The organism is Nostoc sp. (assembly GCF_036916985.1).
Classification (GTDB): domain Bacteria; phylum Cyanobacteriota; class Cyanobacteriia; order Cyanobacteriales; family Nostocaceae; genus Nostoc.
In genome coordinates this window covers 184,792-199,381 of the sequence record NZ_JBALFD010000079.1, presented here as the reverse complement: position 1 = coordinate 199,381, position 14,590 = coordinate 184,792, and the positions used below count along the sequence as shown (strand labels likewise).

The 14,590-nt window shown below is 43.1% G+C and carries 11 protein-coding genes; 4 read left to right on the top strand and 7 right to left on the bottom strand.

Annotated features, from left to right (window positions below; genetic code table 11):
* Positions 1–155 precede the first annotated feature (155 nt).
* Together V7L07_RS25905 and V7L07_RS25900 are read left to right on the top strand one after the other, a co-directional pair.
* Positions 156–368 carry a high light inducible protein gene (locus V7L07_RS25905; RefSeq protein ID WP_335061670.1) on the top strand — a complete coding sequence of 71 codons (213 nt, stop codon included), beginning with the start codon at positions 156–158 and terminating at the stop codon, positions 366–368.
* Between the two features lie 65 nt (positions 369–433).
* Complete coding sequence (locus tag V7L07_RS25900; protein ID WP_335061668.1) at positions 434–673, top strand: hypothetical protein; 240 nt, start codon at positions 434–436, stop codon at positions 671–673.
* 801 nt (positions 674–1,474) lie between these two features.
* Here the strand turns inward: V7L07_RS25900 and trpE are convergent.
* From trpE to V7L07_RS25885, 3 genes are all read right to left on the bottom strand, one after another.
* On the bottom strand, positions 1,475–3,004 hold the full coding sequence (trpE, locus tag V7L07_RS25895) for an anthranilate synthase component I (protein WP_335061802.1): 1,530 nt from the start codon (positions 3,002–3,004) through the stop codon (positions 1,475–1,477).
* Positions 3,005–3,250: 246 nt separating this feature from the next.
* Positions 3,251–3,670: a photosystem I reaction center subunit II PsaD gene (locus V7L07_RS25890; protein WP_335061667.1), complete on the bottom strand. Its 420-nt coding sequence runs from the start codon at positions 3,668–3,670 to the stop codon at positions 3,251–3,253.
* A 154-nt stretch (positions 3,671–3,824) separates the two neighbouring features.
* Positions 3,825–5,834, bottom strand: a complete 2,010-nt coding sequence (locus tag V7L07_RS25885; protein WP_335061666.1) for a DICT sensory domain-containing protein — start codon at positions 5,832–5,834, stop codon at positions 3,825–3,827.
* Between the two features lie 1,100 nt (positions 5,835–6,934).
* Here V7L07_RS25885 and V7L07_RS25880 point away from each other — a divergent pair.
* Positions 6,935–9,226 carry an amylo-alpha-1,6-glucosidase gene (locus V7L07_RS25880; RefSeq protein WP_335061665.1) on the top strand — a complete coding sequence of 764 codons (2,292 nt, stop codon included), beginning with the start codon at positions 6,935–6,937 and terminating at the stop codon, positions 9,224–9,226.
* A gap of 179 nt (positions 9,227–9,405) precedes the next feature.
* Here the strand turns inward: V7L07_RS25880 and V7L07_RS25875 are convergent, their stop codons facing one another.
* From V7L07_RS25875 to V7L07_RS25865, 3 genes are all read right to left on the bottom strand, one after another.
* On the bottom strand, positions 9,406–10,077 hold the full coding sequence (locus V7L07_RS25875) for a DUF1877 family protein (RefSeq protein WP_335061664.1): 672 nt from the start codon (positions 10,075–10,077) through the stop codon (positions 9,406–9,408).
* Between the two features lie 340 nt (positions 10,078–10,417).
* Complete coding sequence (locus V7L07_RS25870) at positions 10,418–10,747, bottom strand: DUF2973 domain-containing protein (protein WP_094352259.1); 330 nt, start codon at positions 10,745–10,747, stop codon at positions 10,418–10,420.
* A 325-nt stretch (positions 10,748–11,072) separates the two neighbouring features.
* Positions 11,073–11,390: a DUF2605 domain-containing protein gene (locus tag V7L07_RS25865; protein WP_335061662.1), complete on the bottom strand. Its 318-nt coding sequence runs from the start codon at positions 11,388–11,390 to the stop codon at positions 11,073–11,075.
* Between the two features lie 415 nt (positions 11,391–11,805).
* Here V7L07_RS25865 and thrS point away from each other — a divergent pair, with 415 nt between their 5' ends.
* Positions 11,806–13,686, top strand: coding sequence for a threonine--tRNA ligase (thrS, locus tag V7L07_RS25860; RefSeq protein ID WP_335061661.1), 1,881 nt, complete (start codon positions 11,806–11,808; stop codon positions 13,684–13,686).
* 132 nt (positions 13,687–13,818) lie between these two features.
* Here thrS and V7L07_RS25855 read toward each other — a convergent pair whose 3' ends face one another.
* Positions 13,819–14,427, bottom strand: coding sequence for a DUF1963 domain-containing protein (locus V7L07_RS25855; RefSeq protein ID WP_335061660.1), 609 nt, complete (start codon positions 14,425–14,427; stop codon positions 13,819–13,821).
* Positions 14,428–14,590 lie beyond the last annotated feature (163 nt).

Below are 14,590 nucleotides of genomic sequence, written 5' to 3'. Positions count from 1 at the left end.
TTCACTTCCAAGAGCGATCGCATCTCGTACAAATCCGAAATACCGTACTTACTTTGTACGGCTCTCACTACTTTTATTGCCAAGTCAAGTGGTTGCAAAAAATATTTACAATCATTAATATTAGTTCATGGAATAAAACAAACAAAGAATAAAAGATGACAAGTAAAGGTTTTACGATTAACGAACGCGGTCAACTTAACAGATTTGCGATCGAACCTAAGGTTTATGTTGATGAAACCCCGCGAGTAGGCTTCACCAAATATGCCGAAAAACTCAATGGTCGTTTGGCAATGATTGGCTTTGTCTCACTCATCGCTTTAGAAGCTATCACCGGAAATGGTTTAGTTGGATGGCTAACCAGCCTTTAGAGAAGACATTTTGAGATTTATGAATTTTCTTCACTTGACGAATAAACTAATTTAGAGGCAAACTTATGAAAACTGATTTTGATTATCCCAACAAAGATTTGATTGGGGCCGTCGTTTTTAGACCTGATTTCAACAACTTTGAGACTATCAATGCAAATCAAGCTTGGTCATTGTTTTTTACAGCAGGTCAAGATGATAAGGGACTAGGACAAGAAATTGAGTTCGGCAGATTTTTCACTAACCTTTTAATTGCCATTGGAGTAACTGGAATTCTTTGGGCAACGTACTTTAGCCAATTGGGATGAACAAGTTTGTTCATTACTAGTGTGTGGTAAATTTAACAGAGGTCTTGGATTTGGATACCAGGACTTCTTTGCGCTTTTTAATAGCTGTAAAAAACTCTGTTTAGCCTTGGAAAAAGTTTGATGTTAATTGGATTTATAAAGCTTCCTAATTTGTCACGGTATTGTGGATACGTAGGCTTAGAAGTAGCACAAATTGTTTCCAAACATCTTGCAGTTCAAAGTAAAACCTATGTAATTCAAAATAGAAGATTATTGATATATCAACTTTTAAAGTCTGGACTGGATTCTCATACAGCAGATCGAACTGTTACTGTACTTATATCAAGTCCAGTTTTACAATTGAACAACAAAAACCAGTGTGCAATTAATTGTATGCGAAATTGACTATACCAATCCTGAATCATGGTGAGAAACAAGATCCCCGAATTCTTTGAGAAGTCGGGGATCTGCTTGTATATACTAGTACAACACGGCAGAAATAAACCACCCCTGACGCTCGATGACTCGCTAACGCTGCGCTAACGGGTGACGCTCGCAGACTCGCTAACGCTGCGCTAACGGCAGTTCCTCATGGGGGGAACCCCCAAGACCGGACTGCCTCACCATTCCAAATCAATGAAACGCTTAGGTTGTAAGCTGTTTCACATTCAACTTGCATAATTAGGGCGGGCAAGATGCCCACCCCACAAGAGTGATATGAATTTTGGATATGCAAACTAGATGTGGTTTAGCTTATTCATTTTTAATTTTTAATTTTTAATTTTTAATTTTTAATTCCGCCTTGCGGTACTAGTCGCCAGTTCAACGCAAAGAACGAATCGCCTCTAATAGACCTCTAGCTTTATTTAGCGTCTCTTCATATTCTTTCTCTGGCTCAGAGTCGGCCACCAAACCCGCTCCAGCTTGTACGCTTACAGTATTATCATGCACCACCATTGTGCGAATGGCGATCGCAGTATTTAATTGTCCTTCAAAATCGTAATATCCATACACACCAGAATAAACGCCCCGGCGACTAGACTCTAATTCGTGAATAATTTCCATCGCCCTAATCTTAGGTGCGCCGCTTACCGTACCTGCTGGGAAGGAAGCTTTTAGTAAATCCCATGCTGTTTTACCAACTGCTAATTTACCCACAACATTGCTGACAATGTGCATCACATGGGAGTAGCGCTCAACTACCATTAATTCATCGACTTTGACGCTACCACTTTGACAAACACGCCCCAAATCATTCCGCCCTAAATCCACAAGCATGACGTGTTCAGCAACTTCTTTGGGGTCTTGGAGTAAATCCTCAGCGAAGGCTGCGTCTTCCTTCGTGGTTTTACCCCGTGGACGTGTACCTGCAATTGGCCGTACCGTTGCTATGACTCCACCATCTGAATCTATTTCGGCTTTCACCATCACTTCGGGACTGGAACCGATGATTTGCCAATCTTGGAAGTTAAAGTAAGCCATGTAAGGCGAAGGATTTATCTGGCGTAGGGAACGGTAAAGGGCAAAGGGGTCGCCTGTGTATGTTGTTGATAGTCGTTGAGAAATTACTACTTGAAAAATATCGCCTGCTTGAATATGGTCTTTGGCTTTTTGGACGCTGGCACAAAAATCAGGGCGGGTAAAGTTACTCTTATACTCCTCTGCCCCTCTGCTCCCCTGCTCCTCTGCCCCTCTGCTCCCTGGCGGTTTCCATTCTAATTTAGTTTTTTCCGGCGATAGGGGTAGAGATAGCTTTTCGAGCATTTGGGTGACGCGATCGCTCGCTTGTTGATATGCTGCCTGTAAATCTACATTTTCTTCACGTAAATCAGCATAAGCGATCGCCCAAATTTTCCGCTTCACCTGGTCAAAAATCAATAGGTGGTCTACCTGCATCCACAACCCATCAGGGATATTTCGCTCATCTGGTGGATGAATGGGCACACGCGGTTCAATCCAGTTAATCAATTCATAGCCCCAAAACCCAAACAAACCCCCAATTCCTGGCGGTAGCTGTGGTAATTTTACGGGGTGATAAGGTGCTAAACATTCAGCTAAGGCTGTAAAAGGGTCGCCTGCAAAAACCACCTGCGAACCGTCGCGGTTTTTCTGTGTGGTGCGATCGCCCCTGGCTTCCAAAACCCACACCGGATCGCAACCCACTAAACTATAGCGCCCCAGCTTTTCCCCGCCTTCTATGGATTCCAACAAAAAGCTATAGGGCTGACCTGCACACACTTTATACCAAGCAGATACGGGCGTATCTAAATCCGCCACCCATTCTTGATATACCGGGACGAAGTTGCCTTGTAGAGCTAGCTGAGAAAATTCGGAGAAATCGGGGAATACCATAAATTGCTTGGGGATTGGGGATTGGGCATAGGGCATTGGGCAAAACAGTTCCGAGTTCCGAGTTCCGAGTGCTGAGTAAAGAAATGAGATTCCCCACTCAGCACTCAGCACTCATTACTCAGCACTTTTGAGGGGCATTGAAAAGAGGCAGAGGGGCGGGGTGCAGGGGACAGATGGGAAAATTCTTCTCCCTTGCTCCCTGCTCCCTGCTCCCTTGCTTCTTCCCCAGTCCCCAGTCCCTAGTCCTTATGCGTCGTGGGTAGCTTTACCACTGAACTTGAGTTGTGCTGGATTGGGGTTTTGCCCAATGCTGCGAGGTACATAACGTACTTTTTCGCGACCTGCATTCACTTTTTCAGGGAAGACACCATCGGCTGGGTGAATTAAAGTAGTTTCTCCGCTGGGCAAAATCCGATAAATTTTGTAGTCTGTGATTTTGAGTTTGCGGAGTTGACCACCTAAAGCGATGCCTTGTTCTTTGCGGGCTAAATACAGCAAGTTTTCGCCTTTCCGAGCAGTAGCAGCACCACCTGTAGGTAATTCAAATACTTGCTCTTTCGGGCTAGTCCAAGTGATGGCGTACTTTTCTTCCACTTCCGCTTTTCTGAGCAAGCCACCAGTGTTGCCAGCAAATAGCGGGGTTTGTCCAGAGAGTTTTTCTGTCATAGAGTCTGATTCTCTCAACGTTTTTAGGGAATCCTAACACCGCAATCAGGATCATATTGCGATCGCGTTATAGACTGTAACAGTTTTTAGTCTTTTAGTCATTGGTCATTGGTCATTGGTCATTAGTCTTTTGTTAAAAACCAATCCCCAATCCCTATCTAATCTTAACTTTTGTCCGCTTTTCCTCTTGGCTATTCTGAACAATCGGGATGGTGAAGTGAAACTGACTACCCTGATCTTTACCAGTTGACTCTGCCCAAATTTCCCCACCCCAGCCATTAACTATTTGACGGCAAATTGCTAAACCAAGTCCAGTGCCGCCAGTGGTGCGACGTAGCGCTCCCTCTTCTTGATAAAAGCGGTCAAAAACTATTTCTAAACGATTCGGTTCAATGCCGCGTCCAGTGTCAGCCACAGTTACCTCGACCATTTGACGGCTGTTGTAAATCGCTTTAATGGTAATTTCGCCTTGGGGTGGCGTAAATTTACAAGCATTGTCCATGAGTTTTGCCAGTACTTCTACTAGCCAATCACCATCAGCTCTAACCAGAGGTAGGTTTTCAGCTATTTGAGTTTTGATTTGGGGCGGCTTTTCCGTTGAGGAACGCGTGCGATTTCGGCTGAGTGATAAATCTATACACTCTTGTAAGCTGAGTGATTCTGGATGCCATTGCACTCGACCGCTTTCTAGGTTGGAAAGTGTGAGGAAATCTTGCACCAGTTTTCGCATCCGCTCTGAGTCAGAAAGAGCAGTGTTGAGCATGATTTGCTGCAACTCCAAGGGCATATCCGGCTCACTGGCGAGACTTTCTAAGCAGACTTGAATTGTAGATAAGGGGGTACGCAGTTCATGTCCAGTGATGGCTATAAGGTTGCTGCGGGTACGGTCTAGGGCTTCTAGCTGCTGGTTAAGTTCTTCTAGGTTAGCGTAAGCTTCCGCTTGAATGAGAGCGGCTCCTACCTGGGTAGCGATCGCTTCTACCAAATCCAATTCCCCTGGTTGGCACTCGTGCGGTGGCATTCGGCAGTAATGTAACTCCACAATGCCCAATAATCGCCCTTGATAAAATACTGGTTCCATCAACCAAGAGCGAATGGCAAACTTTTTGGCGATCGTGGAAAGTCCTGGCGAATTGATAACGCGAGGATCGCTCAACGTATCGCTCACACAAACGCCTTCACCAAGTTCTACTATGTCTCGAAATAGGGAATTTTTCTCTAACTCCCAGGTTTGCCCAGACACAGATAAAGTACCAGGCGTTAAAAACTCGTGTTCAATTATGGCTTGGCGATCTGCGGCTTGAGCGCGGTAAATTAAACAGCGACAAGCTTCTAAGTGTTGTCCTAATTCTTGTGCCGCCACCTGGAGAACTTCGTGAGGATCGAGCGATCGCCGAATAGCAGTACTAATTGAGTTGACTAATCGCTCTTTTCGTGCTTGGGCAGCAATGGAACGATAGGCTTTGTGCAATTTGTATTGACTCGCTTGCAAATAAGTTACTAATCGCTGCACAAAGGGATCTGTATCAATGTCACAGGCATATTCATTGACCTGTTCTGCTCCAGAGTAGTTTCGTGGCTGCCCGATGCCAAACCTCTGACGTGCCTCCTCAATTTTACTTACTAGTTCTGGTCTGTAAACCAAAATCCTATCTAACAGCAATTCGGCGGCTTTCAGGCTAGCTCCCCTTTCCGATGTCCAAATTCCCTCAAATCTTCGCGCTGTGTCGATATCCAGATTAGGGCTTAGTTCTGGTAGTTGCTTGTTTTTAGCAATAGAACTAAGGTTTTCCCGGCAAACCAGACAAGTAGCGTAATTGTCAGCAATCACTACCAAATGCCACTCGTGACTTAAGCCATCCGTTGGCTCAAAAGCCACTTTTTCGTAGTGTTCCGAACTGTTAGTGAAATCCGTTTCTGGAGCAGATAAAACGTATATTTGATTACTCCGCAAGGCAAGTCGCTGGTAGCGATGAGCTTCTTGGCGGTAGAATCGCTCTCGCTGAAAACTAGCAATTACAAGGGGTTGGGCTAAAGTCCCAGCCAAAACTTGATCTTCCATCGCGTGGGAGAGCGCCGTTAGTGAAGCCTTAAAATATAGCTGGGGCCGCAAGTAGGGTAGGGACTTTAGCAGATCACTCAGCACAGAAGTCGAAATGCTCATGAATTATTGTTAAACGCTCAACCTCGACAAGATTCAAGTCACAGCTGCATTGTACAAATTCCAAGGGACTCTCAAGTTAAATAGACAGTTGCAATATGTAAAGAACGCTAAAAAAGCGCTTTTCGACAAAGCAGGCGCAACACTTCGTTACCAACTAGGAGGGGTACATACAAAACTTAATTGGTTGATTGACAACTTACTACTACAACACGGCGTAAATAAACCACCCTTGACGCTCGATGACTCGCTAACGGCAGTTCCTCATGGGGGGAACCCTCTTTTCTACGAGACGCTCCGCGTTGGCGTCAGCCTCTCGCAGAGAAGGCGCTAGCCTCTCCCTTTAGGAGAAGACCGGACTGCCTCACCATTCAAAATCAATGAAACGCTTACGCTGTATTAATTTTGAATTTTGAATTCCGCCTTGCGGTACTAGTTTGTCAAATTCATTTTGACGGTTAGAGAGACGCGATAAATCGCCGTCTATACAGGGCATTTGTCCATCAATTATTTATTGACAGACTACTACTACGCCCAATATACATTCTTGACCAACTTTAGCTAGTGCCTGCATAGGCAAAATCTTTCAGGAGCTATGATACTAAAATACTAATTATTGTATGGTTTTAAGGATCATTAATTGCATAGCCCACGACTAAGACGGGAAATTAGGGAGTGAGGAGTAGTATATGGCAGTTCTCGCTTGAGTAGAGGTACAAGAACCCACTCCCCGCAAACGAGGAGAGGGCTATGATGTACTTTATATGATTAGAAAACGCTATAGTTCAATTACTTGAAAAAGGCTGTGAGAATAACTGGACTTCCGTACCTTGGTATCTCTCCAGGATACGCTATTATTTGTTTGCACTGTGTATCTCTACACAAATCTTTCTTTTTTCGATCTAAATAAGTTTAGTTGCTCTGTCTCAAAGCAAGAGGGTATTTCTTCTTTCCCCTCTGACTTGAAAGAGTCATTTACTATTTGTCTCCCTTGTCCCTCTTTCATACAAGGCTTTAGAAACTTGTTTCATCGGGACTACCCCTCTGCCTTTTGGTTAAGAGACTTCTACTCAAAAATAGACCCATACACGGAACTTTGACTAATGACACCGGATACACTCATAACCCCGGAAAAAATTTTCCTGGATGGAAAAACTTTTATTCCTGCTGAACAATTACCTATCCCGGAGTGGCCTTGTGTTGTGGCTGAAAGATCGCAACCAACACTGACAGTTAAAGATGATGATTTATTTTTTGTAACAGATACTATCGGGAATATTTCTGGCTGTTCCCTCAACGATGGCAATCCTAGTATGGGACTGTTTTGTTGTGATACGAGATTTCTTAATCGCTTGGAGTTGCAAATTGAAGGGCGATCGCCTGTACTCCTCAGTAGTACTGCTGAGAAAGGTTTTTCACTCTCAGTTTTGTGTACTACTCCCAAAATCGACGAACGCCTGAAAGCTGAGACTATCGGAATTCGCCGAGAAATTGTGCTGAATGGCGCACTATTTGAAGAAATAGAAGTATCTAACTACAGCACAACCACTGTCAGTTTTGAACTAAGCATCAGCTTTGATGCGGATTTTGTTGATTTATTTGAAGTCCGGGGCTATGACAGAGAAAAACGAGGTCGGCTTTTACGCCTAGTAGAACCGACGACTGAGGAAGGAACATTTTCTCAGGTTGATGGCGTTGCGCCAGTACCCAAAGAGCCATCCGCCTTTAGGGAAGAATCCTTAACCCTTGCCTATCAAGGTTTGGATGGCTCGGTGATGGAATCCCGGATTCTATTCCAGCATCGACAACCAGACTCTTTCAAGGGTTATACTGCGGTTTGGCAGCTAGAGTTGGCTTCTCACGAAACTCAAAAGCTGGGCTACCGCGTGAATATGTTGAAAAACAACCAGTCCAGTTCAACCGTCAGCGCCGCTACTACCTTAGGACAGGCGAAAGCTGCTGAGTTGATGGAGGAGCAAAACTGGGTACAACAAATTACCCGCATTAGCTCAGATAAAAGCACCTTCAATCGGGTGATTGAGCGGGCTGAACAAGATATGTATTTGTTGCGCCAATCTTTTGGGAAATATAAAACTGTTTCCGCCGGAGTGCCGTGGTTTTCGACACTATTTGGTCGAGATTCGCTGGTTACAGCTTCTCAAACTCTGATGTTAAACTCGGAAATTGCCAAGGAAACCCTGATATTGCTGGCGACATACCAAGGTAAAATCGATGACGAATGGCGCGAAGAAGAACCGGGTAAAATTTTGCACGAGTTACGTTTGGGAGAAATGGCTCGTTGTCAAGAAATTCCCCATACGCCCTACTACGGGACAGTTGATGCGACTCCCCTGTGGCTGATGCTCTACGCCGAACATTACGCTTGGACTCACGATCAAGAACTTCTAGAGCAACTTTGGCCCAATGCTCTGGCAGCAATGGAGTGGATCGATCGCAATAGCAAACAAACCAGCTACCTCAGTTACTTCCGTAAATCCAAACGCGGTCTTGTTAACCAAGGTTGGAAAGATTCTGGCGACTGTATTGTAGACCACAAGGGAGAATTAGCCAATGGGCCAATTTCCCTCTCTGAGGTGCAAGCTTACGTCTATGCCGCAAAAATGCGCCTAGCAGAAATAGCTAGGATGAAGAAGCGGCTTGATTTAGCAGATCGTTGGCAAGAAGAGGCCAGAAATCTTAAGGTTCGTTTTAATCGAGATTTTTGGGTGGAAAACCAGGATTTCTGCGCTCTGGCTTTGGATGGAGATGGCAAGCCAGTAGATAGTATTACCTCAAACCCCGGCCATTGTCTACATTTGGGACTCTTCACACACGAAAAAGCTCATAGTGTAGCAGAACGGTTGCGGGCACCCGATATGTTTAATGGTTGGGGCGTTCGGACTCTGAGTAGTTTGTCACCTGCTTACAATCCAATGGGTTATCACACTGGTTCGGTTTGGCCCCATGATAACGCTCTGATTGCAATGGGATTGCGATCGCTCGGTCTAATCGATCAAGCCCTAGAAATATTTCAAGGTTTATTCGATATGACTGAGCAGCAACCCTATCAACGTCCTCCAGAACTTTTCTGCGGCTACGAACGGAACGGTGATAATACCCCTGTGCAGTATCCAGTTGCCTGCACTCCCCAAGCTTGGGCTACTGGTAGTATTTTCCAACTACTGCAAATGATGGTGAACTTGGTGCCTGATGCTCAAAATAACTGCTTGCGAATCATCGATCCTGCTTTGCCAGAATCGATTAATCGCCTGTCATTTCATAATTTGCGAGTCGGCCCCACCATCCTTGATTTAGAATTCGAGCGTTCCGGTAGCACTACTGCTTGTCGCGTTGCGAAAAAACGCGGTAATTTACGGGTAGTTATTGAAGCTTAGAAAGAGAGTAGGGAGTAGAGAATTAATCTACTCCTTATTTTATGATTGGTGCTTAGGTGTAGCCCGTCGTAGACATCGCTCGGTGGCATAATGTGAAAATTGAGCCGCCGCAGATAACTTTTGCATCAACTCTAGGGGTTTCCTTCAGTCCGTTTCAACCGAATTGTTAGCCTGCAACATTACTCTGGCATTTCCCACATGAAATCAACTCCGTAAAAACAACCGAGGTAGAGCAGCATACCTCTGGTTTCTTCAGCAGCTATCCTGTAGTACTCTGAAATACACTGAAATATATACCAATATTCATCTACTTCCTCATCCCATAATGTTCTGTAAACATCTGGATTCAGCACACAAGCTTCTTCATATCTCCTAGTAAACTCTTTTTCTGAAATTTGAAGCAGCGCTTCGGAGATTTGCTGAGTTTCTGAGGGAACAAGATATTTTACAGGGCCGAAATCTTTAAAACTACCTTTTGTTCCTTCAATTGAGGTTCTGCCCATCACTGCATTGATTAGCAATCGGTTGTTTTGCTTTTTTCGGCCAACAATAAAAGGTATCTGACATTCTTCCCACGAAGATATATCCTCAGTTAACAAGTAGTGGATTGCATGCCAAGAATCAATCTCTAGTCTTCCAATTCTCCATTGCTCCTCAGCAATAAGAGCGTCCTGGTTATGATTAATTCCTTTTTTTTTAAGTAGTTTTTTTAAGTAGGCAGACAGATGTTGAACTGCTCCGGTTTCTAAAGCTTCTTTTGCATGAAGATACAAGTTCAATACATACAAATCTTGTTTCGCTATCTCTAAAAGAGGTGCGGGTATTTGTTTGAAGTTTCCCTCTATTCCCATACCTTATCTGCTCAAATGAGATGTCATACAGTTTTAATTCAGACCTAAATCTTGATATGTGCCAGAACCTTTTCTTGTTTAACTGCTAACCGCGAACAGAGAATTTAAAACTACCCCCCAGTCGCTTCGCTGAGTGCTTCACGAATTATCTCATCACTCACACCATGCCGATTTAAAATTGTGTCAAGTGGACAATCCAATATTAACTTTTCAGCCTAGCGATGCGATCGCCCCAAATTTCAGGATGGTAATAAATTTCTCCTAAAAAAATTAAGGATGTAAAAATAACAATGATTTACACCCAAATTACTAACAGACGCGATTAATCACGTCTCTACTTTTATGCTTCTTCTGAATTGTCTCTTTTATGTCCTGGGGATGCTTCGTAAAGTGCATCAAGATGTTGACGCGCATCTTCAACGTTAATTGAACGCATTACCAAAAGTGGCTCTTTAATTAAGTTTCCGGCGCTATCTAATAACTCTGGATGGGGTACAAATTGTCTCTTTGAAGAATAATAACCATAGTTACCTTGATTATTCATTGGTGAGGAATTCGTCGGGTAAGTCCGCTCCCGATCAAAACTGAACATAATCAGGTTACGAATTAAGTTGCCAACAGCTATAAATGCAAGGATTGTAAAAGCAAGAATGTAAAGGAGATGTAACATTAGATTTTCCTCCAGGACAGGAATTTTTTAAACTTTATTTTGTAACACTTCGTTTCGCCGATTCTGTGAATCACAGTTTAAGACGAGTAATTTACGCACTTTTCGCGCGCTTACATCTATATGAAGCTATTTGTCAACCGTTATTCTACTTACGGTAGCATAGGATACATTATCTTGTTAATCCAAATAATGTTAAGAAATTGTTAAGATTTTTTTACTATCTCTTTGACGACTGATTTACCATCTTACGTAGACGCTTCTTCGGCAAGTCAATAGATATTGGTAAGTAATCTGCCAAAATTTAGCAGATGCTCATAGGTGATGCTTAGACTTCTCGTCCTTGACGAAAGCGCATTGCGACATTCCAGCATTCTGTTACTAATTGATGCCAAGGTATTAAGGTTGCCATCTCAATCCCGACTTGTTTATCAGTTGCATTAAACAGCATCTTCGCGGTATTTAGTTCATCTTGCGCTTGCTTAATCCGCAAGAGTAAGTCAGATTGCTCTTGGTGACTCATAAATGATAGTTGCTCAGTTTCGAGTAAATGGCGCGATCGCGTAAACCAATGCTGAAAATCTTCTAGCAGGGGTTCTAAAACTGTTTTCAGCAACTCTGTCCCTGGTACATTTGAGTCTGGCATAAATGAGAGGCATATTTCAAACTTGCTTACTAATATTAACGTTATTTACGTTTCTTAACACTTTTCGGCTTTTTCTCATAATTCTGAGATTGTAAAAATATGTAACAAAGAACACAGATTTTATTATATAGTCTTGATATCAGGTTTGTACAGTGCCCTTGGAGAGGCATCTATAGGTATATATGCCATCAAGTTGCAATTCATTAAGATAAATTAGCGATGTCTACGACGGCTACGCCTACGCGTGCAATCCTGAATTGTGACACTCAGGTAAGGAATCAAAAATTTATCTTTATCCCCTATCACAAATTAAGTCAGTAGTTGGAAGATAGAGCTTAACTGGCAAAAATCAAAGTCGTTATAGTTGAATAAGCCTACAGATTCAGATAAATCACCTTTTGTAATCACTTCGCCAATGGTTCAGCAGCCAATGTCGCCAAATTCATCAAATCAGTCACAACAGTCAGAACAAGTTGAAAAAATCTATTTACCGCGCACTAGCGAATCGGAGAACTTAAAAAAGATTCGCCACACTGCTTCCCATGTAATGGCAATGGCAGTACAAAAGCTGTTTCCCAAGGCACAAGTTACAATCGGCCCTTGGATTGAAAACGGTTTTTACTATGACTTCGACAATCCAGAACCATTTAGCGAAAACGATCTCAAAGCCATCAAAAAAGAAATGGTGAAGATTATTAATCGCAAACTGGCAGTAATTCGGGAAGAAGTCAGCCGCGAAGAAGCCGAACGCCGGATTCAGGAAATTAAGGAACCTTACAAGCTAGAAATTCTGGCAGATATCAAAAACGAACCAATTACGATTTACCACCTGGCAAATGAATGGTGGGATTTGTGTGCGGGGCCTCATCTGGAAAATACCAGTGAATTAAACCCGAAAGCAATTGAACTAGAAAGCGTTGCTGGTGCTTATTGGCGTGGGGATGAAACTAAAGCCCAACTACAACGCATCTATGCCACCGCTTGGGAAAGTCCAGAACAACTCGCTGAGTATAAGCGACGCAAAGAAGAAGCGCTGCGACGAGATCATCGCAAACTAGGTAAGGAACTGGGATTATTTATATTTTCTGACCTTGTGGGGCCGGGTTTACCTTTGTGGACTCCCAAAGGAACTTTGTTGCGGAGTCTTTTGGAAGACTTTTTGCAACAGGAACAGCTAAAACGCGGTTATTTACCTGTAGTTACGCCCCATATCGCCAAAGTGGATTTATTTAAAATCTCTGGACATTGGCAGAAGTATAAAGAAGATATGTTCCCCTTAATGGCGGAGGATGAAGCAGCTGCGGCTTTAGAAAATGGCTTTGTGATGAAGCCGATGAATTGTCCTTTTCATATCCAAATATATAAGAGTGAATTGCGTTCCTACCGGGAACTACCAATGCGTTTGGCAGAATTTGGTACAGTTTACCGCTACGAACAATCAGGGGAATTGGGCGGTTTAACCAGGGTGCGTGGTTTTACTGTGGATGATTCTCACATCTTCGTCACCCCCGAACAGCTAGACAGCGAATTCTTGAGTGTCGTGGATTTGATTTTGTCGGTGTTCAATAAACTGCAACTGAAGAACTTTAAAGCCAGACTCAGTTTCCGCGATCGCACTAGCGATAAGTATATCGGTTCTGATGAAGCTTGGGACAAAGCCGAAGGTGCAATTCGCCGTGCTGTCGAAAAGTTGGGAATGGAACATTTTGAAGGAATTGGCGAAGCAGCTTTTTATGGCCCTAAACTCGACTTTATCTTTAAGGATGCCCTAGAAAGAGAATGGCAATTGGGTACTGTGCAAGTAGATTACAACTTGCCATCAGCAGAACGCTTTGATTTAGAGTACGTTGCTGAAGATGGTTCCCGCCAACGTCCGGTGATGATTCACCGTGCGCCTTTTGGTTCGCTAGAACGGCTAATTGGGATTTTAATTGAAGAATATGCAGGTGATTTCCCTTTGTGGTTAGCGCCAGTGCAAGCTAGATTACTGCCGGTGGGTGATACACAGCTAGACTTTGCGAAAGATGTGGTGGCAAAAATGCGTGCGTTGGGCATCCGTGCAGAAGTTGATACCAGTGGCGATCGCTTGGGTAAACAAATTCGCAATGCAGAGAAAGAAAAAATACCCGTGATGGCTGTGGTAGGAGCGAAAGAAGTGGAAACCAACACCTTGAGTATCCGTACCCGCGCCTCTGGAGACTTAGGTAGTATTTCTGTCGATCTAGTTTTGGATAAATTGCAAGAAGCGATCGCTAACTTCGATAACCTTCAGATAGATGTCACAAGTGCAGATTAATTTAAAATAGCAAACAGTCGGCTGGGTAATTCCCAGCCCTAAAATTAACTGAAAAATCAGAATTAATCCCAGCCAAAGACATTTATCGTTGTTTTATATTGATAATTTAAAATAATTTTTTCGATGAGCCATTTAGCAACATTGCCAAAGAAACTTTGCCCGTTGTTGACAGACTAAACACACAAAGCCATATCTAGAACCCGCATCTCCAAACTGGATTTCGGCGCTGTATTCCAACTGAAATACAAACCTCATCCTAGCTCCACAACTACAGATAGGAGTTTCATCCGCTTGAATCCACAATGGTTCACCACCAATTTTGCCGCATACTTGGTTTTGAGATTGGTTTAAAATTTGACAATAAGTGTCAGCCGAATCATCACACTGATCCAGACTTAATAATGTTTCTTCTAACAGAAATTCTTCTTTGTCACAAGGTGCTTCAAGACTTGTCAGGTTAGTTTTAGAAACCAATATTGTTGCATTGCCTCCTAAATCAGCATCCCACTCATCACACAGTCCAGGATTATTAGTACACATAAATATGAGGAGTAACTGTTTGCATTTACTAACCTCTTTTATTGCCGTTTCTTCTAAGTCAATTTGACCAATGAACTGCATCCAGCCACCACATACGCTACAACTTACCCATTGAGTATTTGAAGGCATAAGGGGTTTCCCGCCTATCTTTGTCAACTGATGAAGGGAAATTTGATTAGATTCGCGTATTAACAAAGCCATTAGTTTATCGAGCTAAAAGTTAGCTTCAAATCTAACATTAATAACTGAGATTAAAGCTATTGATGATAAAATAACTACACCGAGATTTAAAAACTCATTAACGGAGTTCAAAGATTCATTTTAATTTTAACTTTTAACGGGATGTGGAACGTCAGAAAGTATC

Coding starts and splice junctions, on each gene's coding strand:
- V7L07_RS25900 (WP_335061668.1), top strand. CDS start 434: ATGAAAACTGATTTTGATTATCCCAACAAAGATTTGATTGGGGCCGTC.
- trpE (WP_335061802.1), bottom strand. CDS start 3,004: ATGGTATTCCCCGATTTCTCCGAATTTTCTCAGCTAGCTCTACAAGGC.
- V7L07_RS25880 (WP_335061665.1), top strand. CDS start 6,935: ATGACACCGGATACACTCATAACCCCGGAAAAAATTTTCCTGGATGGA.
- V7L07_RS25890 (WP_335061667.1), bottom strand. CDS start 3,670: ATGACAGAAAAACTCTCTGGACAAACCCCGCTATTTGCTGGCAACACT.
- V7L07_RS25865 (WP_335061662.1), bottom strand. CDS start 11,390: ATGCCAGACTCAAATGTACCAGGGACAGAGTTGCTGAAAACAGTTTTA.
- thrS (WP_335061661.1), top strand. CDS start 11,806: ATGGTTCAGCAGCCAATGTCGCCAAATTCATCAAATCAGTCACAACAG.
- V7L07_RS25905 (WP_335061670.1), top strand. CDS start 156: ATGACAAGTAAAGGTTTTACGATTAACGAACGCGGTCAACTTAACAGA.
- V7L07_RS25855 (WP_335061660.1), bottom strand. CDS start 14,427: ATGGCTTTGTTAATACGCGAATCTAATCAAATTTCCCTTCATCAGTTG.
- V7L07_RS25870 (WP_094352259.1), bottom strand. CDS start 10,747: ATGTTACATCTCCTTTACATTCTTGCTTTTACAATCCTTGCATTTATA.
- V7L07_RS25885 (WP_335061666.1), bottom strand. CDS start 5,834: ATGAGCATTTCGACTTCTGTGCTGAGTGATCTGCTAAAGTCCCTACCC.
- V7L07_RS25875 (WP_335061664.1), bottom strand. CDS start 10,077: ATGGGAATAGAGGGAAACTTCAAACAAATACCCGCACCTCTTTTAGAG.